This is a genomic window from Thermoactinomyces mirandus, from assembly GCF_013868055.1.
Classification (GTDB): Bacteria; Bacillota; Bacilli; order Thermoactinomycetales; family Thermoactinomycetaceae; genus Thermoactinomyces; species Thermoactinomyces mirandus.
The window spans coordinates 1-24,998 of sequence record NZ_JACEOL010000020.1; the positions used below are offsets into that span (position 1 = coordinate 1).

Below are 24,998 nucleotides of genomic sequence, written 5' to 3' on the forward strand. Positions count from 1 at the left end.
AACAGGACATGGGATTTCATTGTCGAGCCACCTTTCAATAACATAAGCACTTCTTTTCTAAACCAATTTTAATAAAATTCTCTATCATTGTAAAGTGAGCACTTACTTACTGATGTATTTAACAATTACTTTTTGATTTTGTCCCTCCATAATAAAAATCACACCATTGGCGTGAACAGCTTGTCGACAAAGTATGAAGAAGCGAGTGCAGAACCCGCCTGGAAGTGAATACTGGAGGCCCCCGCTGCTTCCTTGCAAGACGGAGATGAAACGAAATCCCGAAAAATGGCTTCGTAAAGATGTTTCTACAGGCCGATCACTTATCTGATGGCATGAGTCATTATTCACAATAAAAAGTATATTGATTGATCCAGGAAGTATGTAGCCCGTAATCTGTTTATTTATTTGTTTTGAACCATTAAATTCATCGCTTCCTCCAGGTAATTTTCTGTATTTGCGTTTTCCCCTTTTCCCAATTCTTTTCTCAAACGATTCACCAGATTATATGTAACAATACAGGCAATCGACCGATCCACAGCTGAACGGACAGCAGTCAGTTGGGTTACAACGTCTTTGCAATTTTTGTCTTCTTCCATCATCCGCAAGACACCACGGACTTGCCCTTCGATCCTGCGCAAGCGTTTTTTTACATCATCATAATTCATAGTCTGCCTCCTCAGTTATCATTTTCATTGATCCCGGGTGAGAACAGGTTCTGCCAGGGCATGTGAGATTGGACCCTAAAAGATATCAAACCAGATTTTTATGGAGGTTGCTGCAATCAATACTGACAATATTACCTGTAATACGATGGGATTTACTTTTTTCCCTAAACCGGCTCCTATGGGGGAAGCAATTACACTGGCTGCAATCATGATTACAGCTGGAATAAAAAGTACTTGGCCTGTCAAAACTTTACCTGCAGTCGAGCCAATGGAAGATATAAAGGTAATGGCAAGCGAAGTGGCAATAGTCATTCGAGTCGGGATCTTCAGGACGACCAGCATGATTGGTACCAAAATAAAGGCACCGGCTGCCCCGACAATTCCAGAGGCCAGTCCGACAATAAAGGCTGAACCGGCAGCTAGCAAAGGATTGAAGGTTACCTGGTCGAGCGAAATATCATCGAGCCCTTTTTTGGGCACAAACATCATGACTGCAGCAATGGTAGCCAAAACAGCATAAACAAGATTGATTTGCATTTCGCTGAGAAACCTGGAGCCATACCCGCCGATAAAACTGCCAATCAAAATGCTGATTCCCATGTATAAAATAAGTGGCTTATTTAAATATCCGCCTTTTCGATAGGCAAAAACACCGCTGATTGTGGAAAAAAACACCTGAACCGCACTGATCCCCGAAACTTCATGAGTGGTAAAAGCGGCAAATCCCAAAAGAGGAGGAATGTAAAGAAGCAGCGGATATTTAATAACAGAACCTCCAATACCTACCATACCTGACACAAAAGAACCGATAAAGCCTATTAAAAAAATAAGTACGAGAAACGCAAGTTCCATATCCAACCACTTCTTTCCTTAAAAACATCTCCAGCATCAATTGTTGTCTTCTGAAAACAGAGAAAGAAGGGGAGCATTTCCTGCTCCTCCTCTTTCAGATGGCACTGTTGACAAGTCTGACAGAAGCTATTTAACCTTTTCTGATCCGGAAACGATACTCACCTTCTTGTTCATCAATGGCCAGAATTTCGTGCCCGGCCCTTTTCGCCCAAGCCTGCACATCATTAACCGATCCCTTGTCAGTGGTAACCAGTTCAACAACCTGACCTGTCTGAAGAGAATCGATTCCTTTCTTAACCTTTACAATCGGCATCGGACAAGAAAGTCCGCGGGCATCAATAATCAAATCGATCGTGGATCCCTCCTGTTCATAATCAATCAGGTTCGGGAGTGCTATGATGAACAGCACAGCGATTCGGACCAATTTCAAGCTCTGTGGCTTTCTCCGGCGTTACTGTTTCCAGTCCGCGGTTAATTAACACGATCTTGTCGAAGTTTGGTGGTTTTTCGCTTGAATCTGAGGCTTCCACCGTTTCGGTAAAAGCTTTGCGGTTTTGTGTCCGCATGATTTCGTTTCTTTGGCGAATATCTCCAAGATAATCACCAACGATATGCTGGTCGTTTATCTCCGCCACCGTGGAATAATGACCTGGAAGCACATAAATGTCATCGGGAATGTCAGCGATGGTTGTGAAGACAGTTTCGTAAAGCATTTGTGCCCATTCTTTCACCTTGCCGCCAAGGTCAGGCCGACCCAATCCGCCAACGAAGATCGTATCACCGGACAAAAGATATTTCTTGTTTACAAGGAGCGAGGTCGACCCTGGTGTATGTCCGGGTGTCGGAATAGCCAGAACTTCGACGACCACTTTTCCCATCGTGATTTGTGGATGATTTTCTAACGGCTCAAATAAAACCGTACCATCCTGAACATCACTGCTGGGCAAATAGTAAGTGCCCCCTGTTTTCCCGGCCAGTTCCGGGCCTCCGGAAATATGGTCAGCGTGCACATGTGTATCGACAATATGCCGGATGACAACTCCTTCCTTTTGGGCAAGATCAACATATACATCTGTTTTCCTGCCCGGATCAAGAACCAGTGCTTCTCCTTCAGAAATCAGCATGTATGACAGGCACCCTTTGGCCAGTCGGTTGATTTGGAACAATTTCAGATTTTCATCGGCAGCCACCAGTTCCGAATGATAAAACTTACTCCATGTTTTCATGCCGCCCTGAAGGTAATACACATGATCCATTCCCGCCTCGCTCAACTTTTCTGCCACAAACCGGGAAGAGCCTTCTTGAGCACATACGACAAGAATATCCCGATTGTCCCGGGGCAGCTTCTCAAGTAGATGCTCCACCCCATCGATCAGATCAAAATAGGGAATGTTAAGAGATTCCACTTGTTTGCCTTCGATTTTCCACTTTTTGTATTCTTCATCATTGCGAACATCCAGAATAAAAAGCTTATCGTGAAGTACTTTTTTGGCCATTTCTTCCACAGTCATCAATTTTGCCACGGGAATACCCCCCTTCAGAATGTAAGCGACACATCGGCATTTTCAGCAAAATCGAGAAATGTTGCCGCACCACCCACATCTACTCCGTCTACCAGGTCTTCTTTTTTAACATTCATCACGTTCATTGACATTTGACAAGCAATCAGCTTGACATTCATTTCCTGAATCATCTGCAACATTTCAGGAATAGAAGGAACATTCGCTTTCTTGAATCTTTCCAAATCATGCTTTTTCCCCGCAGGTACTGGCAAATGCTGATGGAGATCCTTATGAATCAAATTCAATCCGTCAAAAGTGAAAAAAATAGCTACTTCATCATCCGATGCACCTGCAGCCGCCGCAATGTTGAACACTTTATAAGCATCGAACAGATTGCCATTGCTCGCGATAATGGTAACTTTTCTGTTCATTCAGACATCTCCTCAATCAGTTTTCCTGCTCAACCGGCCCCGTCCACACAGACATCCCCGGAACAACATTGATAATATTTTCAAACCCGTGTCCGGTTAACAATTGTGCAGCCATGTCGCTTCTTGTTCCTGTACGACATATGACATAAACAGTCCGGTCCTTTGGAACCTCAGCAATCCTGTTTTCTAGATCCACGAGCGGAATCGAACAGGCTCCGGGAATATGCCCAAAAGCAAATTCCGCTGGTTCACGGACATCTAAAATATATATATTTTTATCACTATTCAGTTTTTGTATCAGCTCTTCGTTCTGAATCATACGGGGATATTTACGCTCTTTCATCACATAATTGCCAGCCTTTCGCAAATAATGTTTCAGTAGATCTCCTTCCTGTTTCGTACCCAGGTACTGATGGCCGACATTTTTGGCCCAACTTTGGATATCTGCAAGAGATCCCGGATCAGTTGCCTGTACCTCAATAACCTGACCGGGTTCCAGTTGATCCATCGCTTTTTTGGTACGGACAATCGGCATTGGACAGGAAAGACCTTTACAATCCAGCTGAACATCGACTTTAACAGACATATTTTTCCTCCTCAGTTATTGTGTATCTCTTTATTAACCAGAGCATCCTTCAAATTTGTCAGGATGACTCCCTTCTGCGTTTAAATGTCAGATCCGGTTTTGTTCTGCAGTTGAGTTGTATGGTTTGTCAGCCAGAACTTTTTACAGAACATTTTACTGTTTCGCTTTTACTTCTTGGTTTTCAAAAAATGTTTAATCTTCAGTCTCTTGCCCAAACAGAAATACATTCCTCCTTTTTTTGCGATGTAGCTGCAATACTTATACCTCTATGGGTATTATAATAAACGAAAAGTTTCTTTTTGTCAATCCTGTAAAAGCTCCTTTTTAATAATTAATATAACTTTTTCCTTATATTTGCTTATAAATGCAAATCGATTTAATTATATTTTATAATAATAATATAAAAATTGATTCAGGAGCGAACCTATGGATCACAAAAAAGAAATTGCTCACCATTTTTCCAATCCGGAACTGGCAGTTCAGGAAATGCATCGTGTATTAAAACCAAAAGGTATCTTTATTCTGATAGACAATGTTGCTCCCGAAGAAGCAGAAACAACCAAAATCCTGCATCAAATTGAAACATTGCGGATCCATCCCATATGCGCTGTCTAGCCATCAGTGAATGGGAGCACCTTTTTTATCACATCGGTTTTTCCAAAGTAACTCTGCACCGGATATGGTCTGCAGCGATCGAATTGACCGGCTGGCTGGATTGGACCAACACCCCGCGTACCAACCGCGAGCAAATTTATCCACTATTAAAACTGTTACCCCCGTCATGGTTTAAAAATCAGGCTATTTATTTGCAAAAAGCATTCTGGATATGCGAAAAACAAGGCCTGGATACCTAGATCCAAGCCTTTTTATTCAACAAAAACCGGTATTTTTGGAAAATTCCCCTGCAAGAGCGGCGGTAATTGTCTACCGATCTGTTTTGGGAAAATCAATTCCCTGGAATGGTTCAATTCATCCAAACTCCACCAGTAATGGTTTCGATAATTATCCTTTTCCGTTTCTGTAAAATGCTCCATACTGATTCTGGTTTCGAATGTGCGGGCAAAGTAGTAATATTCAATAAAATGTGTCTCTTCCTTGTTGACAAACAGATTTACATTTCTGATCCAGACCAGGGGCCCCCACTTTACTTGATCCTTAAGGCCGGTTTCTTCCCACAATTCCCGCTTGGCTGCTTCTATCAACGTTTCATTTTTCTCAACACCGCCTCCGGGAGCAAACCATACCGGTTCTCCCTGCGGATTTTCTTTGCTCGTTACCGTAACATCTTTCATTTTAAACAGCAGAAGCCGGTTCTGTTCATTTACCAGCAAGATCCGGGCTGTATTTCGAACCTTCACAACCTAACCTCTCCTTTTGAGAAAACTATTTCTATTATATCAATCCTGATTTCAGGATAACGATTGAAAATAAAAAGCACCGGCTTTTTTTACCGGTGTTTTTATCCACTTTCCGATCATTTAACCTTGGCTCTGTCCTTTTTTGATCCAGCCAGCTACTGTCAATACCCGCCTGGTTTGATGCTGAACCGCTTTTTCGGCATTTTCTTTCCAATTTCCGTCATTGTCCACGGTAACCGTTGTTCCGTATGGACTGCCACCTGCCTCAAAGATGGCAGGATCGGTATATCCCGGTGCCACCACAATTGCTCCCCAGTGATACGAGGAATGATCAAAATGAAAAAACCGGAAACCTGCCCCAAATTTGAAGCTACTCTGACACTGATCGGCAAACGTTGGACCGGATTGATCATTCGTGTCCTGCTAAGCGGAAACAGGCGATTTTTAGAAATAAAAGATGTTATTCTGAACTTGGCGACCGGATGCTAAAAGAACGACTTAAAGAACTGGAAGCGGCTGGAATCCTTTCCCGCGGGTTTGTCCGGAAATGCCCGTCCGTATTGATGAAATACAAAAATGGGCGAAAAAGTGGATGGATTGATAATCGAACAACAAAAGCGCCCTCCTTTCATAAGATAGTAAAAACTCTATCCAAAATAACGCTGGAGGTGCGTTTGATGTACGGTTATATAAATAATATGTATATGTTTCCTTCCCCATTTGCCATCAGCCAGTCGCCGCAAGCCTATGCATACATCCGCGGCGGCCCCCTCGCTCCAAACCTCAGAGGTTCTGTCGCATTCAGGGAAGTTCCTTATGGAACAGAGGTTTATGTTGAAGTAAGCGGTCTTCCCCTCTTTCAGCCAGCTTCCGGCAACCGGCAGCCAATAGGCCCTTTCGGCTTCCATATCCATGAACGGGGAACTTGTGAAATAGGCAATCGCAATGATCCCTTTCAGGCAGCCGGTGAACATTGGAATCCCACAAATCAGCCGCATGGCAACCATGCCGGGGATTTTCCCGTTCTTTTCTCAAATAGCGGATATGCAAGAATGTGCTTCTTTACCAATCGGTTCCGCCCCCGGGATGTGGTTGGCAAAGCGATCATAATCCATCAAAATCCGGATGATTACCGCTCCCAGCCAGCCGGCAACGCCGGAAAACGTTTGGCATGCGGAATTATTCAGGCTGCCTATTAAAAGCACAATATATTTCGCAATATTTTGATAGTAAAAAGGAGGGTGATTTGATATGTCACCCTCCTGCAGGAAAAATTCATGTCAGATTATTTTTGTGCGACGATCATATAATGCTGCTCTGTGGGAAAAGTGAAATGGACAATATGAAATCCATGCTCCTCCAATACCTTTTTCATCTCATCGGAATGAATACGGTACCTGCGCGCAGGTACCTGCTCCACCGGCTTCTTTTCCAATTCCAGACAAAGCAGGCGTCCCTCTGGTTTCAATACCCGATCTATTTCCTGAACGGCTTTGGGGAGTGACTCCACTTCGTGCAGCACCAAAGAGGCAATAATCCGGTCTGCCTGATTGTTTTCCATTGGAATATCTTCAATATTTCCTTTTAAAAGATGGATATTTTTCAATGAATACTGGTTTACTTTTTGTTCTAACATTTCAAGCATTTTTGGCTCTACATCCAGTGCAAAAACCTTGCCGGTAGTCAGGGATGCAGCGGGCAAGGCGAAATAGCCCGGTCCGGCACCAAGGTCCAATACCACATCATTTCTCCCTATTTGCAGCAAGGACAGAATTTTTTCCGGAGGAAACGCTTTTCTCCGTTCCGGATTGTCCAGTTTATTCAACTTGGTCGGGTCAAAACGATGGTTTGTCATTTTATCTCTCTCCTTGAAAACAGAATTCGATGTAAGAGTTCATTCTGATCAGAAGCCGGTAAATCCGCCAGACAAGGCACTCAGCCAATTGATAATCAGGGTCATTTGATTAAAGTATAACAGAATTCCAAGAACAACCATCAAGCCGCCTCCGATTTTTGCCAGTAAAGACATGTACTTGTAAATCCACTGGATTCGCCCTAAAAAGAAGGCTAGCACGAAAAATGGAATAGCAAACCCCAAATTGTATGCGGTCATATAACCCAACCCGGCGCCGGGATTGATTGCGGCAAGAGCCAGCACTGAAGACAAAATCGGCCCGATACAGGGGGTCCAGCCTGCTGCAAAACCAATTCCCACCAGAGCAGATCCAAGATACCCCAGTGGTTTTTTGGAAATTTCCAGCCGTTTCTCTCTCATCAAAAAGGAAGGTTTGAAAACTCCCAGCATAAATAACCCCATCGCAAAAATAAATACAGCTCCCAACATGCGGATGGTATCCTGATATTCCTGAAACCACTCTCCCAGCCAACTGAACGAAAAGCCAAGCACATAAAAAATAATGGAAAAACCGAGTATGAAAAACAGCGTGTGGACCATTGTTGTTTTCCGCAATCTCCATGGCTGGGATCTTTCTCGCAACTGCCCTACCGAAATCCCGGTCATATAGGAAAGATAAGACGGATAGACCGGCAAAACACAAGGTGATACAAATGATAAAAAGCCCGCCCCCAGTGCCAGCCACCAGGTTAGCTCCATCCCTGTTCCCCCTCCTTTTTATTCAGAGATTTTCTCCATGATTTCTGTCAGTTGGCTCTCTGACATCGCTCCCATAATATGATTGATAATAATTCCATTCTCATCGACGATATAAGTTGTAGGAATGGAAAACGCCTGATACATCTCGCCGACTTTTCCCGTCTCATCCAAGAGTACCGGAAAATCATAACTGCCTTCCTTCAAAAACTGCTCCATTTTTGCTTTGTCATCCATCGCGGTCAGGTTAACCATCATGAAATTAACCTGGTTTCCGTATTTCTCGTACGCTTTTTGAATATACGGCATTTCCACTTTACAGGGCGGGCACCAGGAAGCCCAGAAGTTAATCAAGCTTGGCTTCCCTCCATTTTTGCTCAATTGCACCGTTTTGCCGTCAAGTGTTTGCAAGGTAAAGTCAGGTGCTTTCATCTTTTCCTGGGGAGATTCATCCCGCTGGACACTGGCCTGTTCTGTCCGGGATGAAGTCGTCTGGTTTGGGGAATCTCCTTTACCTGAATTGGCTGTCCAAAACGCTCCTCCAACTGCAATTACAATAAGAATGCCAATCAATAAATTTCTCCAATTCATTTTGACAACTCCTTTAGCCTGTGTAAAACTCTTTTCGTCATCAAACCCTGAATCCAGCCCAATGTTGCGGCCAGGGCATAGATCCATTGTTCAAAAGTGAGGCCATTGCTAGATGGCGGTTCGTAATCAAGATAAGAGATGAACAATAACCCAAGCCCGCCAAATACAAGTAAAAATTGAAAACTCTCTCCTTTAATCCATTTCTTATTTTTTTGCCGCCAAAAGAGTACAAGTAACGCCAGAAAGAGAAACCGATAATAGTTAAGAGGATGATATTCATATCTTCCCCCTTCAACCGTTAACCCCCAAGGCATCGTCGTAACTTTGCCCAAATCGCGAAAAATCAGTTGATACCCGGCAAAGGAAAAAACAGCGACAAGAGCAATCGCATCGAGCAGGGGCATAAGCGGGATTTGTTTTCTTCTGGCCAGAATCCACAAATACAAAGCCGTAACAAGCGCCGCAACCAAGACTTCCTTTGATGTACCCGTCAAAAACAGCATGGACTGCGGATTGGATCTGATACTATGGAATGAAAAAAACAACGGACTCAGTTTAAAAACAATGAAATAGACAAAGATTGCTTGCAAAGCAAGATCGGACAGATTGCTCTCTCCCAGGTCAATCCATTGCTCCACTAATTTGCTTGTAATCCATATCAGGCTTAAAGCCGTCAGCCAGGGAAGGGGAACGAGGAAAGGACCCAGGGACAGGAATTGCGGATCTATAATGGTTTATCCCTCCTGTCTGTAACAGTCAGAGTCTTTGAATTCTTGATCTTCCTGCATATTTTGTCCAGATTCCGCTTTTTGAAGGCTGAACCAGAACGAGTGCCTGTTTCCGCTGGAAATGAGCCCAACATTTCCGCCATGTTGTTCCACAATTTCCTTAACTATGGAGAGCCCCAATCCGGACCCGCCCGGTTGGCGGGAGCAATCCACACGGGAAAAACGTTCAAAAATGCGGGGTTGCGCTTCTTCAGGAATTGGCTGGCCGATGTTGGTGATAGTGATGATGTATTGTCCGCCTCAATTTTCCCGGTAATATCAATAGTGCGTCCAATATCATACTGGATGGCATTTTCCAATAAATTATTGAGAACTTTTTTTATTCCATCTTTGTTGATTTGAACCATTACCGGGGACACGGAACCACGAACGGCGATCGTTTTCTGCTGCAGTTCCAGCGCAAAGTTCTGAATACAACTCTTCAACAATTCTTTCATATTCACTTCTTCCAGAGAGAGTGGTTTCACCTTTCCGGATTTCCAAACAGTCAGCTGATGAAATTGTTCAACCAGTTCCGTCAGATGGACTGATTCCTGGTAAAGCATCCGGTAAATGGCCGGATCCCCCTGAATCATCCCCAAACTTAGCGCCTCCAGATAACCTTTAATATTGCTGAGCGGCGTCCGAAGCTCATGGGAGATACCGCCAAGCATTTGTGTACTGCTCTTTTCTGCTTGCTTCACGATAATGCCAAATGATTGAAATCACGGGTCAATTGAAGCGGCTCTGGATATTTTCCTTCTGTCATGGAACGGGTCAATTCGGCCAAATTTTGCAGAGGAACCAGAATTTTCTTCAAAAAGAAATAATGGATAATGGTAGCAACGATGACTACCAGGATTAATTTTCATTGTAAAGACCTGTTCCAAAACATGATTTGACTAACGGGCAACAAAGCGGTACCCCATTCCGCGAACCGTTTCAATAAAGTTGGGAACGGATTCATCTGTTTCAATTTTCTCCCTCAATTTGCCCACATGGATATCCACCGTATGGTAAGGATCTGGTTCGGATGTCTCATGAAAAAATACAATAATTTGAATTCATGCTGCGTCAGCAGAATCAATTTGCCATTATATTTCAACTCCCTACGCAAATGTTAAGATATGATAAAGATAAGACAGAAAATATTAAGATGTTCGGGTAAAAGTTGACAAAAAATATCGCTTCCACTATTATACCTATACACGTATATATAAACAATTTAAAATTTGTATTTTTTAATGGCTTGTTTACACATACCCCATATATGTATTGAAATAACGTTGGTACAGGTTGTGCTTCTGGTCAATCCAAAAAATACTAAAACGACCAGTATTTATAAAAGGAGGAAAACATGAAATGGACAGTATTTACATTGGCCTGATCTTGTTGGCAGGTGCAATTTTATATTTCTTTTTTATGAATCGCGGCATTCAAACCATAGGTTCAGATGAATTGGAGAACATTAGAAAAAAGCAAAAAATTCTCTTGATTGATGTCAGGGAAAAACATGAATTCAAGTCTGGTCATATCCCCGGGGCCATAAACATTCCGCTGAGCCAAAAACAGACGCTGCTGACAAAGTCCTCTGATTGGAACAAAAACAAACCCATTTACCTTTACTGTCAAAGCGGATCGCGCAGTGGAATGGCTGCCCGGCAACTGAGAAAACTTGGTTTCAGACAGGTATTCCATCTGAAAGGCGGACTGTTAAGCTGGAACGGATCGATCAAAAAAGGAAGATAAGTTCCACACGATACAACGTCTGGAAACACGATTTTTATGTTAAAGGATAAGATTTGGTTTTATTTTCCCTTTAGATAGAAGAATTTTACTTCCCGGGCAGTTCAAGACTTCGCCTCAATCAACCCGCTCGTTTCAGCGGCAGAGACATCGATGCGATAGAAAACACTATTTTTTATTATAACATGTTGGCTTAAACTGTTGTGTGTTTGTAGTGGTTCTTCTGGTATTGTTTATAAAGTAATGTTGGTTTTGTTTGTGCAGCAAACTGGTTTATATAATTTGTACACAACTAAAACCCAAGGGCCTGGAATGAAGATTTCCCGAACCCTTGGGTTGTTTTACAACGTCATTTTTTTGCTTAACACGACACTACGATAATTGGTTATATTCCAATCTACATATTGGATAAACCGATAACCCTTTTTTTTATAATACTGGATCAACTCCACTGCATCTTTGGCGGTATCCAGGGCCAATTCATCAACACCCTCACTTCTTGCCATATTTTCCACTCTCTCCAGCAATTTGCTTCCTATTCCCAATTTTCGGTAATCAGGATGTGTGGCAAACTGGCCGAATCTCCCTACTCCCTCCCGATCGTACCAATCGCAGCCGGCATTGATTTCCGGAGAATAGTAAGTAATTGTGCCGATCATTTTCTGTTGGTACCATCCAACCAGACTGACAGCATCTTTTATTCTGGCCCTGGTAATCTCCACTGACTGGGTTGCGGCAACATACTTTAATCCTCGTGCAAGCCACATTGAATATGCCTCATTCAAAAGCCTTGTCATTTCTTCCAGTGAGTCTTTGTTCATATCAAACGGACGAATTTCCACATCCAGATTTGCCCGGATCTGTTTTAACACGATAGTTCTCCCTTCATTGTTTTTCAGAAGAAAATCCGTTTCAAACTATCTATCAAAAACTGTGAAACGCTACTGATCTTATTATCTAAGCATGTACCTGCAATTTTGTCAAAGATGAAAATTCCAAAAAGAGGGGTAAACAGAGCAAATCTCCCTGTTACCCCTGTCAGTAAAATGGTTTTATACACCAAGTTTCTCTTTGATTTCACTGATGGTCAGTCCATCTTTCCGCCACCGGCTAATAATCTCCAACCTCTTTAGAGCATCCACTCGCGGATAACGTCGCGTTAAACGTATGTCCTCCTGTTCAAAAGGAACGAGTCCTTCCTCTGTATAATACTTGATTGTGCTGTATCGAACACCGGATAACCGCACCAGCTCACTGATTGTCACATATTCTGCCTGCTGTATGGTTTCCCATTTTCTTCTTCGGGACATGACATTCACCTGCTTGTTCTTACGTTACTGCTCCCCCAAAAGATGCCATAATAGCAGCTTCAATTTCATTTATTGCTTTGCATACTTCTTTTACCCAAATTATACTCTCTTGCTCTTGTTCTTTTATTTCCTTTAATTTTTCTTTCAATTGTTTTTCTTCATAATAACTTTTTAACAAATTCGTTTTCTCCAACAACAGACAAAGCGTCGCTGTGCTCTTTTCAACCGTTCCCGGCTCCAACAGTTCGGCCCCGATTTTCTGTACCACAAATTCCCGTGCCTGATCGATATCCAAGTATTTTTTCCAGGGAATCAACTGGTCCTTGCTTTCTTCCACCTTCATAGCCCCTTTTTGGACCAGGCTTTGGAGAATGGCCTGATGCACCTGCCTGCGAAGTCTTTGTCTGTAATAAAAGTAAACAATCCATTTTTTTAATGATTTCGGTTTGTTTTCTTTATTTCTAACCACTGCCAATACCCGATCCATATAGGTAACCCCCGTATCCGCCGCTTCCTTTAGACGGATTTTTTCTTCTCATCAAGCATAATTTTATTTTGTAATAACAATTACACAAACACTGTCCCTACACTGTATGTCTCCAGGTACATCGATAAAGGTTTATTCAATCACCTGCCGACTTGTTACTTACTACTTACTATATAAGTTTTGTGCAGAATTTACAATCCTTATTCAACCACTTTTGGCAAATAAAAAACTGCGCAGAAAACTCCTTGCACAGTTTTTTTGAATGAATCAGTTATGCAGGTAAAACCACTTGCGCAAATAATATCGATGATTTTGTTTCCTGATCCGGATCATGTCGCGGATTTCTTCCTTTTTTACAGCTTTTTTGCCCAACTGATGTACGTACGTATCTCCTGCAACCATCAACCTGTAACCGGCATTGCGCAAACGTGTGCAGTAATCGACATGCTCATGCGATCCCAATCCATATCGTTCATCCAGCCAGCCGATTTCATGAAGCAATTTTCGGTGAAACAATACGCAAAACCTGGACAATACCTCAGTCTCTTTCCAACGTTCTGCATCGATGTGGTTAAACTGATTGGAAAAACGGTGAATCTTGGAGATGGTTTTAAAAGGAACCCCCAATTTTTGATTGGCGTAACCCCGGTTTGTGACTGGTCCCACCATTCCAATTGAATCATCCTGACGCAAAACATGCAGCAATTGTCCAAGCCAGCGGTGGGAAGGCAATGCATTGGCACAGAGCCACCCAATATACTCTCCTTGCGCTTTTTCCATGCCCTGGTTTAACGAAGCGGCTGTTCCCCGATCCCATTGATTGTGGATCACCGTCAAATGCGGCTGTCTCAAGATGGAAGCGGGAATCCTGGGCGACCCGTTATCCACCAGAATGATTTCATGGCTGCAGCCGCTGTATTGGCGGATCCCCTCCAGGCAGGAATACAGCCGCTTCCAGTCATTTTTATGAGGAATGACCAAACTGACCAGTGGATGTTTCATTTCCTGTTTGTATCACCCTCTCCAATAACAGTGGACCGTTTTCATGAAACCGCTGAAGCAGGCCAGGATCCTTTAACATCCGGAGTAAATAGCGTCCCAGTTCTTTGCATGTTCCTTTTCTGCCCAACACAAAACCGGTAAACAGATGATTCACCCATTCGCAGTGATCGCCCCGGTCATCCGTAATTACTGCAATTCCTCTTGACAAGAATTGAAGATGGAGAGAAACCAGCGATTGAAAAGACGAACCCAAGGTAAGGATAATATTCGCTTTCTGCCATTCTTTTATCCGACCCACGTTATCTGCCCTTAATAAATGGACTCCGGCTGACGAAAAATGACGTTTTTTTTCACTGACCCAAATTACATTCAGCCCCGAGTGGTACTTTTTTAACAGTGCGGAAATAACCCGGGCAATTTCTGTCTGATAACATGGTGCAATCAGGCGTTCATCAATCCATAAACATATTTTTTTCCTTGAAGGCAAATTTTCTTCTGTCTGTTTTGTTCTTTCAATCCTGTCAATTTTTAATAATGATAACAGATTGACCAGCTTCGCATTTACCCCGTGCTGCCGGAAAAAATAATAAAAACAGAGCGATGGAACCATTACATGAAAAGAGGAGAGTGTAGAGCATTCCTCCGGTTTCGGCAGCAAGTCGTAAAACAGGATGATGTTTTCTGTTTTTTTCGCACGATCCTTTAATTGGTTCAACACGAATTCCGGAGGATTTGCCAGACAGATCCCGTAATCATCCGGTTGGCCTGCGATGATGGTCAACGCCTCGGACGGACTGGCAGCCAAATATCTCCGACCAGGCGGAAACTGCGCCATATAAGCTGGCGGAATATGGGATCGAAAGCGAATCACCAGCGGTTCTTTTTTTTTCATCATCCATTCCGACCTTTACCTGTGAATTAATCCAATATCAATATATTCGTTTTTCTGAAATTTGCCATTAAAAAGAGCACCAACTTCCATGGTTGATGCTCATGCGCTTATTTGCCCCCGGACAGCCACTCCGCCAGTTTTTGCCGGTCTTCTTTCCCGATATAATCCTGAGAAGGCATATCTCCCTTTCCTTTTGCCTGTCCCTGTCAACGCCGGGCCAAAGCCTCCTTGCAAATTGCCACCATGACAATTGGCACAGTGCCGCATGTAGACTTTTTCGGGAGCTTGCACCATGTTTTCTGCGTCCTGTTTTGCCCCTGCATTGGTACTGCATGCGGCAAGCAAAAGGAAACATCCAGACAATAAAGCAATCCAAACAGTTTTTGCCTTTTTCATATTCAAGCCCTCACAATTCGTTTTTCGACAAATTTAACTTTGCCTGGTATTTCAATTCCAGCAATTCTTTCTCGTCCTTTGCTCTCTCACTGCGAATCCAGCGCACCAGTACGGTGGAAATAGCGGTAATATAGACGATTTCCTGCATGATTTTCATAATCACGCCACCCAGTTGCTGGTCGTGAATCGGCGACAACAGAGGTACCAATTGCGACATTTCTGCATAAGTATTAAATAATAGTTCATTCGTAAAGGTAATCATGGCACAGGCCGGCGTGAGCAAGACACCGTTTCCAAAAATAAGCGCCAATTTGAACAGGGGTTTCAATCGATCCATTTCAGGCACTGGCGCAACGATTGGCCACCACATGCAGAGTGCTGTAAACATCAAGATTACATGTGACACGTTATGTAGCGCCTCACTAGCCATGATCGTGTCAAATACAACCGGCACATGGTAAAAAGACATTGTTCCATTAAAAAGGAACAAGGTAAAAATAGGACGCGTAAAAAAGGAAAGGATTGTTTTCATCATTCTGACACGCAGGATCAGGCGAAGTAAATAAGCCGGAAGCCCCAGCAACAAAAGCGGCGGTACCACAAAATACAAAAAGGCCATTTGCAGCATATGCATGCTGAACATTTCATGAGCCAAAAGATTTAAAGGGCTTCCAAGGGAAAAATAATACAAAATCAAACCAGTCAGGAACACTGCCTTTTTCCATTCCTTAACCGGTTCCGCGTTTTTAAACCGGCAACGCACCGGTCCGGTAAGCAAAAGATAAGCAATTCCTGCCAGAAGAAAAACAAGATTCAACTGAAAATCCCAATTGCTGACATAGGCAAACAATTGGAGGAAAGTTTGTGATGCAGTCATGGAACCCCTCCAATAGACTGGAAACAATCAGTTAGTCCAAATAATTTTTACTTGCTTTAATAATCATAACATATCGACAATAATTTTTCCTGATTTCCCTGCAAGCTGTTGATAATAATGGCAATTAACAATAAATTTATTTTAAAAAATAAACGAAATCCCCCTGGGAAGCATGCAGGTTATCCTGATCAACAACTTTGGTGCCTTGCAACGGAAGATGCCGCCCCGATCCCTGCGCCGATAGCATTGGCGTCACCTTTACATTCCGGATTGCGCGCTTTCTCTGATAAAACACCGATTCAGCCAAAACCGAATCGGTGTTTTCGTGTCTCAAGCATATTTGATAATCATACTTTCAAATACATCGGCAATATCCTCCGCTGCATCAGTCGTTTTTTCCAGCCGCTCATAAATATCTTTCATTTTAATCAGGGAAACCACATCCTGAGGATCAGCAAACAGGCTGCTTAGCGTTTCCCGCAACAGAACGTCAGCTTCTGTCTCCAATGAATTGATCTCAATAATGATCCTGTGCAACGCTTCAAATTCCCGGTTGTTTAAGGATGTAAATGCATCCTGCAAATACTTGCAGATCTCAACCAGGATATCTGCAAACTTTATCAGAGAAGGGGTAGACTTGTCAATAAATACGCAGCGGGCCGCACATGCCTCGATCCCATCCATGATATCATCCAGATTTGTAACCAGATGAAAGATATCTTCACGATCCATCGGGGCAAAATATTCCTTGTTTAACTGTTTGATCAGCAGTTGTGTATATTCGTCTCCCTTGGATTCCAGCAGCTTGATTTTTTTGCTGTATTTTTCCCTCTCCTCCAGATTTTCCACATTTTCACGAAACAGTTGGGCAGCTTCTGTGATCATTGATGTGATATCCGCCATGATTTGCAAGTATGAGTTCTTTCTGTTTCCGCGGTTCTTAAACACGAGTATATCCCCCAATAATACGATCTCGTTTTTGATTTCTTTACTAGTATACACTTTTTTCTGGCGCTTAGACACAGATGAAATTATTCTTTAATACGTGAAATAGTTTTTCTTTGTATTTTCATATATGATAAAGGATAGCAAAATTTTTCTCACTTTTTTGTCACTATGTGGTTTTATGTCATGAAACGAAAGGATAACGTATATGAATCGTTCCTTTTTTATTCTTGAACAGGCCCGGTTGGGAGAGAAAAAAATTCATCCCGTTCTCGTTCCGGTCATCGCATTGCTTTTCTTTTTTATTGGCGGAATGGGTGTATTTTTTCTGTCCCTTTTTCCTGTCCCATCCACTCTGTTCATGAACTGTGTCCTGATTCACCTGAAATTGACTTTTTCTTTTGGAGGCACCACCCTTTTTGTATTTGCCTGGGTATACCTGGTTGAAAAAAGACCGGTTTCAACGATAGGTTTTACCAGGAAAGGGGCCCTTAAAAAATATATTGCCGGATGGATTTGGGGATTCTCGTTGATTTCGCTCCCTGTCCTCTTTCTTGTCATCACAGGTTTTCTTACCCTGGATTTGGGAAAAATCAACCTGTCCCTTATTCTTATCCTGCTCATTTCGTTTATCTCTTTTGCTGTTCAAGGGGCTGCTGAAGAAATTGTTGTTCGCGGCTGGTTATTACCCGTAATGGCTGTTCGTTCCCCGCTTTGGGTTGCGGTAGTTACCTCCTTGCTCTTTTTTGCTGTCATGCACTTGTTAAACAATGATATAACAATATTATCCTTTTTCAACATCATGCTGTTTGGGCTGTTTGCAATCGGACATGTATTGAATGAGGGAAGTTTATGGGGAATTTGTGCCATTCACTCCGTCTGGAATTGGGCACAAGGTTCCGTCTATGGATTTGCCATCAGCGGGCAGCGCCTGACCGAGCCACTCCTCAAGCCAACCGTCCACGGCCCTGATCTGATCCATGGCGGTCCATTCGGTATCGAAGGCAGCATCTTCACCTCGATTGTACTTGGAATCGCCTCCTGGCTGGTATGGCGGAAAGCATTAAAGGCACCCAAAAAATCAACTACCTTCCCTGGCCATGTGGCATGAAACGCGTCCTTTCCAATATAACCTGGAATAGCCAATTGCCCATCTGGCTCCAACATGTTAACTGGATTGTATGCCTACTTATTCACTGAAAGCCAAAAAATATAACAATTTTTTAATCAAGAGGCAATTAGAATAAGATAGGTTTGTTTCTGTGACGAAATATAGAAAGATGCCGAAAGTGGAATGGCTCTGTTTTTAAAAGAGACAAAAACTGCTACCCAGCAAAAAACAGGCAGCAGTTTTTGTTCATATATTTATCTGGCGAAGCAGGTGATTTTCTGTTTTGGCTTTACTGTGTTATCAAGTCTTGGATCAGTTGATTCAGATCAATCCCGGAAACTTGTTTTACCATCTCCGGTGTCTGGGCCATCAGATTGGTTACATAATTACTTGCTTTGCTTGCTCCGCCTTCACGCGCTTTGGATGTCTGGATTTCCGTATCGCGAACTGCTTGTGCTTCGGCGATATCAGCATCCCGTTTAACGGCTGCGATTCGTGGACGTCCCAACGCTTCCAAATAACCATTTTTATCACGCACATCTTTAAAAGAAAAATCCATGGCAATAAGACCCTGTATTGCTGGGTTATATTCAGTATCTTGTCGATTGATCAATTGGATTTCTTGTTCATAATAAATAGTACAATCGCTAGTAAAAGAGAAATGGCCGCACCGGTCCAACCAATTAATGGAGCATATTCCATTAAGGATTTTCCCCAAATAGTAAATGAAGCAAAGAATAAAGTTGCCATAATTAACAGAAAAACATAGTTATTTTTTTCATTGCTTGAACCTCCAATATCTCTATAACCTTTCAGTACAGCCAATCTGAATGTACCACATAACGAACCTCTCTGATTTTATTTTTCTGCTTCCCGGATTACAGATGAGTGAAGGAATATATTATGGCATTCACAATAATTGTCGACAGGAGTTTTTGTGGAATGTTGATCAATCTAGTATAGTATGGTTAGGGAATTCAAAAAGGAGGTGAACACCGGCTCCGGAAATCTATCGGAAACGGTGTAACTATGAGTGTTCATATTGGAGCAAAACAAGGTGAAATTGCAGACAGAATTTTATTGCCAGGAGATCCTCTTCGCGCCAAGTATATTGCGGAAACCTTTCTGGAAGATGTCACCTGTTACAATGAAGTACGCGGAATGCTGGGCTTTACCGGTACATACAAAGGAACACGCGTTTCTGTACAAGGAACGGGAATGGGGGTGCCATCCATCTCAATTTATGTCAATGAGCTGATCCGGGAATACGGAGTCAAACAACTTATTCGCGTAGGCACGTGCGGGGCAATTCAGAAAGATGTGAAAATGCGCGATATGATTATTGCAATGACCTCCTGTACCGATTCCAACATAAACCGGCAGACTTTTCCCGGTTTTGACTTCGCTCCGTGCGCTGATTTCAATCTGTTGAAAAAGGCGTATGAAGCCGGCGTTGCCAAAAGCCTGCCGGTCCGGGTCGGAAACATCCTGACATCCGATGTCTTTTATCGGGACAATATGGATATGATAGAAAAATTGGGCAAATACGGAGTCCTGGCTGTCGAAATGGAAACTACGGCACTTTACACCCTTGCGGCAAAATTCCAGGCTCAGGCACTTTCCATTTTAACGGTCAGTGACCATATTTTTACCGGCGAAGAAACCACGGCAAAAGAACGGCAAACCACCTTTAATGACATGATCGCAATAGCGCTTGAAACTTGTGCCAAAGAGTAATCCGGAAAGCCCACGCAAAAAATGAACCGAGCAAAAGTTTGTCCTGACGGATGAAATGAACCCAAAGTTGGCTACTCCAGCCACCCTATTAATGGAACAAAAAATTTGCACGAGACATCGAACCTGTTCGCCCATAAGGTTGATTATACAAAGTAATTGTCCGCCTGCAAATGACCCAAAACCGCCTTTAACCAAGGGTTGGTTAAAGGCGAAACTTCTTCTCTGCTTCTTGTAAGGATTTTTAAAGGGTGTTTTTTTATTTGTTCTTGTGGTGGATTGGGTTATAGTTAATGTTTTTGTCTGTGAAGCAAACTTGTTTACAATTATATCTTCAAGGCACATGTCTGACAAAATTTTAAAAAGAGTAATCATACTTTTTTATCAACCAATATTCCGATTATTTTTTATTATTTTGGAATTGGTGCTATGATGCAATAGGCTTGGGCTGCTCGGTGTAAAGTAAAAAAGATATCAACCACAATCACAAACAGGCACTCATCAATTATGGAATCGCTGCAAAGCGGAAGCGTTCGCCGGAGGACACGGACAAACACCTTCCTTCAGGCGAACGCTAAAGTACCTTAAGCTTTTATTTTCCTATTCTGATGAAACATTCCCCCATTTTTTCGTCTTCCCAATACAGTTCCAAGTGGTCATGATCCTTAACTTTGCCGACACCGGCCGGGGTTCCGGTAAAAATAACATCCCCTTCTCCCAGACCAAAATGCTCTGCACAATAGTCAATCAACTGCTGCGGAGAAAACAACATATCACTGATTTTCCCAAGTTGGACTCTTTCCCCGTTCTTGAATAGCGAAAAAGATTTCGTCAGGCATTTTTCAAAGCCGGGAAACGGTCGAAACCTGGTAATGGCCGCCGAATTCCGGAAACCTTTGGCCAGCAGCCAGGGATGCCCTTTTTTCTTCAACTCACTTTGGACATCGCGCAGAGTAAAGTCTATCCCTAAAGCCATCTGGCCAACCACCTGATCAACAGACGTTCCTGCCGGTTTTGATTGGGAAATATACAAAATCCATTCCATTTCATAATGGACCTGGCCGCAATCACCCGGCAGAATGATTTCCTGTCCATTTGCTTTCACCACTGAACGGGTCGGTTTTAAAAAGACCAGCGGAAAATGAGGAACTTCATTTCCCAATTCTTCTGCGTGCAATCGATAATTTCTTCCGATGCAATAAATATTGCGAATTGTTTCCATATGTAGTCTCCTCCCTTGTCGCTAATAAATTACCATATTGACGGGAAAAGAGAGAATAATTTTCAAGCCAGGATCACAAGGCATACTCCTTTCTCTTTCGGCGCAAATTAACCTTTACGGAAGCATGGACAAGGGGCGATACACTTGATAACCGATACGGTTGAAACGAAAACACATAAAAGATGGTCCAAATGGCGCTTGGTGAAACATGCTTTGTTTATTCTGATTGGCGCGTCTCTGGTTGCCGTTGGACTTGAAATATTTCTTATTCCCAACCGGGTGATCGATGGCGGGATCGTGGGAATTTCAATCATTTTGTCCCACCTGTTTCATTTAAACCTCGGATTCCTGTTATTTCTCTTGAACCTCCCTTTTCTGTTTCTGGGTTACAAGCAAATCGGAAAAACCTTTGCTTTCTCCACATTTTACGGTGTAATCATCATGTCTGTCGGAACCAATTTGCTTCATCACATTCACCCGTTAACCGAGGATCCGCTGCTGGCAACCGTATTTGGCGGAATCATTCTGGGGATCGGTGTCGGTCTGGTCATCCGCTATGGCGGATCACTGGACGGCACGGAAATATTGGCGATCGTTTTTAACAACCGGTCGCCGTTGTCTGTCGGCCAGATTGTCCTGATCCTCAACATTTTTATTCTGGGAAGTGCCGGCTTTTTATTTGGTTGGGATCGGGCCATGTATTCCCTGATGGCCTATTTTATCGCTTTCAAGATCATTGACACCACCATTGAAGGATTTAATCAGACCAAAGCCGTCTGGATTATCAGTGACAAACCGGAACCCCTCGGCGATTGCATCCTTCACCGGTTAGGACGCGGAGTCACCTATTTAAGCGGAGAAGGCGGCTACTCCGGTGAAGTCAAGAAAGTGATTTTTTGCGTGATCACCCGCCTGGAGGAAGCCAAGCTGAAAACGATCGTCGAAGATATTGACCGTGAAGCATTTCTTGCAATTGGAGACATCCACGATGTCCAGGGCGGCCGGTTTAAGAAGCGGGATATTCACTGAAAAACATGCATATTTTTCCACCCCGTTTGGAAAACTAACGTCTGCTTATCAAAAACAAGGGGTGAAAACGGATGAACCATTTTGCAATGGTTGGCGATTGGAAAAGAACACCGACATTGGAATATTTCGCAGAAGGCATCCAGGAAAAAATGGAAAAAAACGGTTATCAGCTGATAAAACCTGATTTTCCCGACCTTCAATTGGTACTCAACTTTGTTGACCCGAAACAGCCGAAACATTTCCGGCGTAAAGGAAACGGGACATTTGTGGTAACCATCACTGAATCAGACCAGCCTGCTTCCAGCATTCTTCACGCCGGATATCCGGTCCTGATCCGCTCGTTAGGCAATCTGATGATTTACATCGACCGTTCCGGCAATCCCGCCACCACTCATTTCATTACCCTGGAACAGGGGTGTTATGCCCTTTCCGGTTCTGAGCAGGATAACCGGTATTTTCAGGAAGTCTTTGAACGTCTGCGTCCGTTAGCCACATCCCGCCTGGTCATCGACAATATTTTTCATCCCGATCTTCCCGATGAACTGTGGGAAGGTGATGAAATCAGCGAAAGCCTCTACCATGCCGGAAAAAAGCTGGATGAAATGAATTTGCTTCCGGCACCTTTTCCGATTCAGGAACTGCTGTCTCCCAAGGAATTCCGCCACATCAAGCGCCTGTACGGCATTGGCGGGCTGAGTTACGGCAACCTGAGCGCCCGGCAGGAAGAAAATCATTTCTGGATGAGCGCAAGTGGCGTAAATAAGGCGAATCTTCGTCAAATCGGGCGAGATATCTTATTGGTCAAAGGATATGATGAAGAGAAATCAGCCATGGAATTAAGCGTTCCTTCCAATGTGGAGCCCAAACGCGTCTCCGTGGATGCCATCGAGCACTGGATGATTTATAATGAACATCCGGAAGTTGGCGCGATCGTTCACATCCATGCCTGGATGGAAGGCGTCCCTTCCACGGAAATCAACTATCCCTGTGGAACAGTGCAATTGGCTGAAGCGGTAGCCGACCTGGTTCGGGAAGCCGAAGACCCGGCCAGAGCAGTCATCGGTTTGAAAAATCACGGGCTCACGATTACGGGAAGAAATTTGGAGGATATTTTTGAACGAATTGACGGAAAAATCATTCCACAGGTTCCGATGAGTTAAGGAGGCTTGCCGATGTCCGAACCTATTGTCTTGATCACAGGAGCTTCCAGCGGCATTGGCGAAGCCATCGCCAGAAAATTGGCCGTTGCAGGATATTTCCCGATTCTGACAGCCAGAAATTTAGCGCGACTTCACCAACTCCAACAGGAACTCAATAAAGGAGCCGTCCTTTCATGTGACATCACCAGAGAGGAAGATGTGAAAAAACTGATTGATCAGATCATACAAAAATTTGGCCGCATTGACATTTTGATCAACAGCGCCGGTTATGGACGATTTGGCGACGCCTTGGACATTTCCCTGGAAGATTATCAGGGAATGATGGAAACCAATTTTCTGGGGACAGTAAGAATGATCCATCATGTCTTGCCACATATGCTGGAGAATGGCGGTGGCCGGATCATCAATATCTCATCCATGGCCGGTCTGACGGGTATTCCAAATCTGGCGGGGTACTGTGCAACCAAATTTGCCTTAATCGGCTTTTCCGAATCTTTACGGCTGGAGTACTCACCCGCCATTCAGGTGGGAGTTCTCTGTCCGGGACCGGTCAGGACTCCGTTTTTCGGGGAAGAAGACCCCAATCATCACTTTCCTTCCCTTATTGCCAGGCAAATGTTGGATGCCGAAGATGTGGCCCTGGAAACGTTGAAAATGATTCAGCGGCCACGAATCGTAATCATCCCCAAAAAACTGAAATGGGCGCTGAAACTGAGACACTGGTTTCCTTCCCTTTTTCTGGCGCTTACAAAACAGTTGTACAGCCGGCTGAACATCAAAAACCGGAAATCAACTTTCCAACATATATCCAAATCATAAGGTGGAATGTTTCATGCACTTTTTTGTAGTCAATGCCGTATCGGGTAACGGCCGTGGACAGGAAGTATGGGCTTATATCAAAAGGCGACTGCATGAACTGGATCTTGATTATCAGGTTCGGTTCACGCAGAGTATGGGAAATGCGACCGAAATCGTCAATGAAGTCAAACATCTGCCCGGACTCAAGGCAATCGTCGCCATTGGCGGAGATGGCACCATCAACGAAGTGGGCAGCGGCCTGATCGGGACTTCCGTTCCCATGGGCATTATTCCTGCCGGAACCGGCAATGACTTCGCCTTGGGACACCAGATTCCGTTTGATCCGGAATATGCATTGAAACGCATATTGAAACATGAGACATACCAGGTAGATACAGCAAAAATAAATAACCGCTACATGATCAGCTTTGGCGGTACGGGCTTTGATGCCCTGGTGGCAGATGCCGTCCAGTTGCGCAGATGGCAGAAGCAATGGTTTGGCCGTTTGACCTATGGCATTGAAGCCTTGAAAATCTTTCGGTCGTTTACTCCCCGGCAGGTAACCATTACCGTGGACGGAGTTCAGTATGAGTATGAGAATGTATGGCTGATCGCCATTTCCAATATTCCAAACTATGCCGGCGGAATCAAGATTTGTCCCCAGGCACAGAACAACGACGGTCTGCTCGATCTGTGCTGTATCCAAAACCTGAATTCTTTCCAGTTCCTTCGCCTGTTTCCCACCGCCTATTCCGGAAAACATGTTCAACACCGATCCGTGGTGCTTCATCGGGGAAAAGAATTTACCATTTCACCGCAACATTCATTTATAGCCCATGTAGATGGAGAAATTCTGAAAGAAACACCAATTACTGTGAAAGTCGTACCGCGATCGCTGACCGTCCTGTAACGGCGTTCACCGCACC

At 43.6% G+C, this 24,998-nt stretch carries 36 protein-coding genes and 1 pseudogene; 11 read left to right on the top strand and 26 right to left on the bottom strand.

The genetic code is table 11. The features are described 5' to 3' along the window. Nucleotides 1-401: 401 nt before the first annotated feature. The 6 genes from H2C83_RS06330 to H2C83_RS06355 all read right to left on the bottom strand — a co-directional run bounded on the left by H2C83_RS06330 (nucleotide 402) and on the right by H2C83_RS06355 (nucleotide 4,036). Nucleotides 402-665, bottom strand: coding sequence for a metal-sensing transcriptional repressor (locus H2C83_RS06330; protein WP_181738911.1), 264 nt, complete (start codon nucleotides 663-665; stop codon nucleotides 402-404). A 75-nt stretch (nucleotides 666-740) separates the two neighbouring features. Next, a complete protein-coding gene (locus H2C83_RS06335; RefSeq protein WP_181738997.1) occupies nucleotides 741-1,517 on the bottom strand; it encodes a sulfite exporter TauE/SafE family protein in 777 nt (258 codons plus the stop codon). 130 nt (nucleotides 1,518-1,647) lie between these two features. Continuing rightward, nucleotides 1,648-1,830 carry a sulfurtransferase TusA family protein gene (locus H2C83_RS18465; protein ID WP_181738999.1) on the bottom strand — a complete coding sequence of 61 codons (183 nt, stop codon included), beginning with the start codon at nucleotides 1,828-1,830 and terminating at the stop codon, nucleotides 1,648-1,650. Nucleotides 1,831-1,891: 61 nt separating this feature from the next. Continuing rightward, complete coding sequence (locus H2C83_RS06345) at nucleotides 1,892-3,028, bottom strand: MBL fold metallo-hydrolase (protein ID WP_181739001.1); 1,137 nt, start codon at nucleotides 3,026-3,028, stop codon at nucleotides 1,892-1,894. A gap of 26 nt (nucleotides 3,029-3,054) precedes the next feature. After that, a complete protein-coding gene (locus tag H2C83_RS06350; RefSeq protein ID WP_181738913.1) occupies nucleotides 3,055-3,450 on the bottom strand; it encodes a DsrE/DsrF/DrsH-like family protein in 396 nt (131 codons plus the stop codon). A gap of 16 nt (nucleotides 3,451-3,466) precedes the next feature. Continuing rightward, complete coding sequence (locus H2C83_RS06355; protein ID WP_181738915.1) at nucleotides 3,467-4,036, bottom strand: sulfurtransferase TusA family protein; 570 nt, start codon at nucleotides 4,034-4,036, stop codon at nucleotides 3,467-3,469. Nucleotides 4,037-4,462: 426 nt separating this feature from the next. Between H2C83_RS06355 and H2C83_RS06360 the strand changes: the two genes are divergently transcribed. Together H2C83_RS06360 and H2C83_RS06365 are read left to right on the top strand one after the other, a co-directional pair. Continuing rightward, nucleotides 4,463-4,651 (top strand): class I SAM-dependent methyltransferase, encoded by a 189-nt coding sequence (locus H2C83_RS06360; RefSeq protein WP_181738917.1) that lies wholly within the window; start codon nucleotides 4,463-4,465, stop codon nucleotides 4,649-4,651. Then, on the top strand, nucleotides 4,639-4,890 hold the full coding sequence (locus H2C83_RS06365; RefSeq protein ID WP_181738919.1) for a hypothetical protein: 252 nt from the start codon (nucleotides 4,639-4,641) through the stop codon (nucleotides 4,888-4,890). Before H2C83_RS06360 ends, H2C83_RS06365 begins: the two co-directional genes overlap by 13 nt. A 12-nt stretch (nucleotides 4,891-4,902) precedes the next feature. Here H2C83_RS06365 and H2C83_RS06370 read toward each other — a convergent pair whose 3' ends face one another. Both H2C83_RS06370 and H2C83_RS06375 read right to left on the bottom strand, forming a co-directional pair. Continuing rightward, complete coding sequence (locus tag H2C83_RS06370; RefSeq protein WP_181738921.1) at nucleotides 4,903-5,394, bottom strand: NUDIX hydrolase; 492 nt, start codon at nucleotides 5,392-5,394, stop codon at nucleotides 4,903-4,905. A 120-nt stretch (nucleotides 5,395-5,514) separates the two neighbouring features. Beyond that, a pseudogene (locus H2C83_RS06375) lies at nucleotides 5,515-5,715 on the bottom strand (NAD(P)H:quinone oxidoreductase, type IV); the annotation flags it as partial. Nucleotides 5,716-5,730: 15 nt separating this feature from the next. Between H2C83_RS06375 and H2C83_RS06380 the strand changes: the two are divergent. Together H2C83_RS06380 and H2C83_RS06385 are read left to right on the top strand one after the other, a co-directional pair. After that, the gene (locus H2C83_RS06380; protein ID WP_312853864.1) at nucleotides 5,731-5,883 is read left to right on the top strand and encodes a winged helix-turn-helix transcriptional regulator; all 153 of its coding nucleotides are present in this window, start codon (nucleotides 5,731-5,733) and stop codon (nucleotides 5,881-5,883) included. A 188-nt stretch (nucleotides 5,884-6,071) separates the two neighbouring features. Then, complete coding sequence (locus H2C83_RS06385; RefSeq protein WP_181738925.1) at nucleotides 6,072-6,593, top strand: superoxide dismutase family protein; 522 nt, start codon at nucleotides 6,072-6,074, stop codon at nucleotides 6,591-6,593. Nucleotides 6,594-6,679: 86 nt separating this feature from the next. Here the strand turns inward: H2C83_RS06385 and H2C83_RS06390 are convergent, their stop codons facing one another. The 7 genes from H2C83_RS06390 to H2C83_RS17680 all read right to left on the bottom strand — a co-directional run bounded on the left by H2C83_RS06390 (nucleotide 6,680) and on the right by H2C83_RS17680 (nucleotide 10,373). Then, a complete protein-coding gene (locus tag H2C83_RS06390) occupies nucleotides 6,680-7,249 on the bottom strand; it encodes a class I SAM-dependent methyltransferase (protein ID WP_181738927.1) in 570 nt (189 codons plus the stop codon). A 48-nt stretch (nucleotides 7,250-7,297) separates the two neighbouring features. Then, nucleotides 7,298-8,008, bottom strand: coding sequence for a cytochrome c biogenesis CcdA family protein (locus H2C83_RS06395; protein WP_181738929.1), 711 nt, complete (start codon nucleotides 8,006-8,008; stop codon nucleotides 7,298-7,300). A gap of 18 nt (nucleotides 8,009-8,026) precedes the next feature. Further along, nucleotides 8,027-8,596, bottom strand: coding sequence for a TlpA family protein disulfide reductase (locus tag H2C83_RS06400; protein ID WP_181738931.1), 570 nt, complete (start codon nucleotides 8,594-8,596; stop codon nucleotides 8,027-8,029). Beyond that, nucleotides 8,593-9,234, bottom strand: coding sequence for a hypothetical protein (locus H2C83_RS06405; RefSeq protein ID WP_181738933.1), 642 nt, complete (start codon nucleotides 9,232-9,234; stop codon nucleotides 8,593-8,595). Before H2C83_RS06405 ends, H2C83_RS06400 begins: the two co-directional genes overlap by 4 nt. Before the next feature lie 96 nt (nucleotides 9,235-9,330). Beyond that, the gene (locus H2C83_RS18470) at nucleotides 9,331-9,603 is read right to left on the bottom strand and encodes an ATP-binding protein (RefSeq protein WP_376766345.1); all 273 of its coding nucleotides are present in this window, start codon (nucleotides 9,601-9,603) and stop codon (nucleotides 9,331-9,333) included. Beyond that, entirely contained in the window at nucleotides 9,489-10,067 is a 579-nt protein-coding gene (locus H2C83_RS06410; RefSeq protein WP_220184044.1) for a sensor histidine kinase, read from the bottom strand. Before H2C83_RS06410 ends, H2C83_RS18470 begins: the two co-directional genes overlap by 115 nt. 198 nt (nucleotides 10,068-10,265) lie before the next feature. After that, the gene (locus H2C83_RS17680; protein ID WP_246333785.1) at nucleotides 10,266-10,373 is read right to left on the bottom strand and encodes a winged helix-turn-helix domain-containing protein; all 108 of its coding nucleotides are present in this window, start codon (nucleotides 10,371-10,373) and stop codon (nucleotides 10,266-10,268) included. Between the two features lie 352 nt (nucleotides 10,374-10,725). On the opposite strand from H2C83_RS17680, the gene H2C83_RS06420 reads away from it, so the two are divergent. Beyond that, a complete protein-coding gene (locus H2C83_RS06420; protein WP_181738937.1) occupies nucleotides 10,726-11,112 on the top strand; it encodes a rhodanese-like domain-containing protein in 387 nt (128 codons plus the stop codon). A gap of 338 nt (nucleotides 11,113-11,450) precedes the next feature. Here H2C83_RS06420 and H2C83_RS06425 read toward each other — a convergent pair whose 3' ends face one another. From H2C83_RS06425 to H2C83_RS06460, 8 genes are all read right to left on the bottom strand, one after another. Then, nucleotides 11,451-11,981 (bottom strand): GNAT family N-acetyltransferase, encoded by a 531-nt coding sequence (locus tag H2C83_RS06425; RefSeq protein ID WP_312853865.1) that lies wholly within the window; start codon nucleotides 11,979-11,981, stop codon nucleotides 11,451-11,453. A 180-nt stretch (nucleotides 11,982-12,161) separates the two neighbouring features. Continuing rightward, nucleotides 12,162-12,419, bottom strand: coding sequence for a helix-turn-helix domain-containing protein (locus tag H2C83_RS06430; RefSeq protein ID WP_181738939.1), 258 nt, complete (start codon nucleotides 12,417-12,419; stop codon nucleotides 12,162-12,164). Nucleotides 12,420-12,438: 19 nt separating this feature from the next. Next, complete coding sequence (locus tag H2C83_RS06435; protein ID WP_312853867.1) at nucleotides 12,439-12,945, bottom strand: GPP34 family phosphoprotein; 507 nt, start codon at nucleotides 12,943-12,945, stop codon at nucleotides 12,439-12,441. 228 nt (nucleotides 12,946-13,173) lie between these two features. After that, entirely contained in the window at nucleotides 13,174-13,908 is a 735-nt protein-coding gene (locus H2C83_RS06440) for a glycosyltransferase family 2 protein (RefSeq protein ID WP_181738943.1), read from the bottom strand. Then, nucleotides 13,871-14,803, bottom strand: coding sequence for a glycosyltransferase (locus H2C83_RS06445; protein ID WP_181738945.1), 933 nt, complete (start codon nucleotides 14,801-14,803; stop codon nucleotides 13,871-13,873). The genes H2C83_RS06440 and H2C83_RS06445 overlap by 38 nt, the downstream gene beginning before the upstream one ends. A gap of 96 nt (nucleotides 14,804-14,899) precedes the next feature. After that, nucleotides 14,900-15,196: a c-type cytochrome gene (locus H2C83_RS06450; RefSeq protein ID WP_181738947.1), complete on the bottom strand. Its 297-nt coding sequence runs from the start codon at nucleotides 15,194-15,196 to the stop codon at nucleotides 14,900-14,902. Between the two features lie 10 nt (nucleotides 15,197-15,206). Next, nucleotides 15,207-16,073, bottom strand: a complete 867-nt coding sequence (locus tag H2C83_RS06455) for a cytochrome c oxidase assembly protein (protein ID WP_181738949.1) — start codon at nucleotides 16,071-16,073, stop codon at nucleotides 15,207-15,209. 330 nt (nucleotides 16,074-16,403) lie between these two features. Then, nucleotides 16,404-17,096 (bottom strand): DUF47 domain-containing protein, encoded by a 693-nt coding sequence (locus H2C83_RS06460; protein ID WP_312853866.1) that lies wholly within the window; start codon nucleotides 17,094-17,096, stop codon nucleotides 16,404-16,406. 130 nt (nucleotides 17,097-17,226) lie between these two features. Between H2C83_RS06460 and H2C83_RS06465 the strand changes: the two genes are divergently transcribed. After that, the gene (locus H2C83_RS06465) at nucleotides 17,227-18,129 is read left to right on the top strand and encodes a CPBP family intramembrane glutamic endopeptidase (RefSeq protein ID WP_181738953.1); all 903 of its coding nucleotides are present in this window, start codon (nucleotides 17,227-17,229) and stop codon (nucleotides 18,127-18,129) included. Nucleotides 18,130-18,418: 289 nt separating this feature from the next. On the opposite strand, the gene H2C83_RS18475 is transcribed toward H2C83_RS06465, so the two are convergent. Continuing rightward, entirely contained in the window at nucleotides 18,419-18,688 is a 270-nt protein-coding gene (locus H2C83_RS18475; protein WP_376766346.1) for a hypothetical protein, read from the bottom strand. Nucleotides 18,689-18,738: 50 nt separating this feature from the next. Next, complete coding sequence (locus H2C83_RS06475; RefSeq protein ID WP_181738955.1) at nucleotides 18,739-18,954, bottom strand: hypothetical protein; 216 nt, start codon at nucleotides 18,952-18,954, stop codon at nucleotides 18,739-18,741. 204 nt (nucleotides 18,955-19,158) lie between these two features. Here H2C83_RS06475 and deoD point away from each other — a divergent pair, with 204 nt between their 5' ends. Continuing rightward, nucleotides 19,159-19,866, top strand: coding sequence for a purine-nucleoside phosphorylase (gene deoD / locus H2C83_RS06480; protein WP_181738957.1), 708 nt, complete (start codon nucleotides 19,159-19,161; stop codon nucleotides 19,864-19,866). A gap of 589 nt (nucleotides 19,867-20,455) precedes the next feature. Here the strand turns inward: deoD and H2C83_RS06485 are convergent. Beyond that, nucleotides 20,456-21,085, bottom strand: coding sequence for a fumarylacetoacetate hydrolase family protein (locus tag H2C83_RS06485; RefSeq protein WP_181738959.1), 630 nt, complete (start codon nucleotides 21,083-21,085; stop codon nucleotides 20,456-20,458). 201 nt (nucleotides 21,086-21,286) lie between these two features. Between H2C83_RS06485 and H2C83_RS06490 the strand changes: the two genes are divergently transcribed. The 4 genes from H2C83_RS06490 to H2C83_RS06505 all read left to right on the top strand — a co-directional run bounded on the left by H2C83_RS06490 (nucleotide 21,287) and on the right by H2C83_RS06505 (nucleotide 24,982). After that, entirely contained in the window at nucleotides 21,287-22,114 is an 828-nt protein-coding gene (locus tag H2C83_RS06490; RefSeq protein ID WP_376766344.1) for a YitT family protein, read from the top strand. A 71-nt stretch (nucleotides 22,115-22,185) separates the two neighbouring features. Then, on the top strand, nucleotides 22,186-23,274 hold the full coding sequence (locus H2C83_RS06495; protein ID WP_181738961.1) for a class II aldolase/adducin family protein: 1,089 nt from the start codon (nucleotides 22,186-22,188) through the stop codon (nucleotides 23,272-23,274). 12 nt (nucleotides 23,275-23,286) lie between these two features. Continuing rightward, nucleotides 23,287-24,093 carry an SDR family NAD(P)-dependent oxidoreductase gene (locus H2C83_RS06500; protein WP_181738963.1) on the top strand — a complete coding sequence of 269 codons (807 nt, stop codon included), beginning with the start codon at nucleotides 23,287-23,289 and terminating at the stop codon, nucleotides 24,091-24,093. Between the two features lie 13 nt (nucleotides 24,094-24,106). Next, entirely contained in the window at nucleotides 24,107-24,982 is an 876-nt protein-coding gene (locus tag H2C83_RS06505) for a diacylglycerol/lipid kinase family protein (RefSeq protein WP_181738965.1), read from the top strand. The last annotated feature ends 16 nt before the right edge of the window (nucleotides 24,983-24,998 follow it).

Coding starts and splice junctions, on each gene's coding strand:
- H2C83_RS06385 (WP_181738925.1), top strand. CDS start 6,072: ATGTACGGTTATATAAATAATATGTATATGTTTCCTTCCCCATTTGCC.
- H2C83_RS06335 (WP_181738997.1), bottom strand. CDS start 1,517: ATGGAACTTGCGTTTCTCGTACTTATTTTTTTAATAGGCTTTATCGGT.
- H2C83_RS06345 (WP_181739001.1), bottom strand. CDS start 3,028: ATGACTGTGGAAGAAATGGCCAAAAAAGTACTTCACGATAAGCTTTTT.
- H2C83_RS18475 (WP_376766346.1), bottom strand. CDS start 18,688: ATGGATTTTTCTTTTAAAGATGTGCGTGATAAAAATGGTTATTTGGAA.
- deoD (WP_181738957.1), top strand. CDS start 19,159: ATGAGTGTTCATATTGGAGCAAAACAAGGTGAAATTGCAGACAGAATT.
- H2C83_RS06485 (WP_181738959.1), bottom strand. CDS start 21,085: ATGGAAACAATTCGCAATATTTATTGCATCGGAAGAAATTATCGATTG.
- H2C83_RS06360 (WP_181738917.1), top strand. CDS start 4,463: ATGGATCACAAAAAAGAAATTGCTCACCATTTTTCCAATCCGGAACTG.
- H2C83_RS06445 (WP_181738945.1), bottom strand. CDS start 14,803: ATGATGAAAAAAAAAGAACCGCTGGTGATTCGCTTTCGATCCCATATT.
- H2C83_RS18465 (WP_181738999.1), bottom strand. CDS start 1,830: ATGCCGATTGTAAAGGTTAAGAAAGGAATCGATTCTCTTCAGACAGGT.
- H2C83_RS06495 (WP_181738961.1), top strand. CDS start 22,186: ATGAACCATTTTGCAATGGTTGGCGATTGGAAAAGAACACCGACATTG.
- H2C83_RS06420 (WP_181738937.1), top strand. CDS start 10,726: ATGGACAGTATTTACATTGGCCTGATCTTGTTGGCAGGTGCAATTTTA.
- H2C83_RS06355 (WP_181738915.1), bottom strand. CDS start 4,036: ATGTCTGTTAAAGTCGATGTTCAGCTGGATTGTAAAGGTCTTTCCTGT.
- H2C83_RS06500 (WP_181738963.1), top strand. CDS start 23,287: ATGTCCGAACCTATTGTCTTGATCACAGGAGCTTCCAGCGGCATTGGC.
- H2C83_RS06350 (WP_181738913.1), bottom strand. CDS start 3,450: ATGAACAGAAAAGTTACCATTATCGCGAGCAATGGCAATCTGTTCGAT.
- H2C83_RS06400 (WP_181738931.1), bottom strand. CDS start 8,596: ATGAATTGGAGAAATTTATTGATTGGCATTCTTATTGTAATTGCAGTT.
- H2C83_RS06505 (WP_181738965.1), top strand. CDS start 24,107: ATGCACTTTTTTGTAGTCAATGCCGTATCGGGTAACGGCCGTGGACAG.
- H2C83_RS06380 (WP_312853864.1), top strand. CDS start 5,731: ATGAAAAAACCGGAAACCTGCCCCAAATTTGAAGCTACTCTGACACTG.
- H2C83_RS06395 (WP_181738929.1), bottom strand. CDS start 8,008: ATGGAGCTAACCTGGTGGCTGGCACTGGGGGCGGGCTTTTTATCATTT.
- H2C83_RS06365 (WP_181738919.1), top strand. CDS start 4,639: ATGCGCTGTCTAGCCATCAGTGAATGGGAGCACCTTTTTTATCACATC.
- H2C83_RS06450 (WP_181738947.1), bottom strand. CDS start 15,196: ATGAAAAAGGCAAAAACTGTTTGGATTGCTTTATTGTCTGGATGTTTC.
- H2C83_RS06440 (WP_181738943.1), bottom strand. CDS start 13,908: ATGAAACATCCACTGGTCAGTTTGGTCATTCCTCATAAAAATGACTGG.
- H2C83_RS06465 (WP_181738953.1), top strand. CDS start 17,227: ATGAATCGTTCCTTTTTTATTCTTGAACAGGCCCGGTTGGGAGAGAAA.
- H2C83_RS06455 (WP_181738949.1), bottom strand. CDS start 16,073: ATGACTGCATCACAAACTTTCCTCCAATTGTTTGCCTATGTCAGCAAT.
- H2C83_RS06430 (WP_181738939.1), bottom strand. CDS start 12,419: ATGTCCCGAAGAAGAAAATGGGAAACCATACAGCAGGCAGAATATGTG.
- H2C83_RS06330 (WP_181738911.1), bottom strand. CDS start 665: ATGAATTATGATGATGTAAAAAAACGCTTGCGCAGGATCGAAGGGCAA.
- H2C83_RS06390 (WP_181738927.1), bottom strand. CDS start 7,249: ATGACAAACCATCGTTTTGACCCGACCAAGTTGAATAAACTGGACAAT.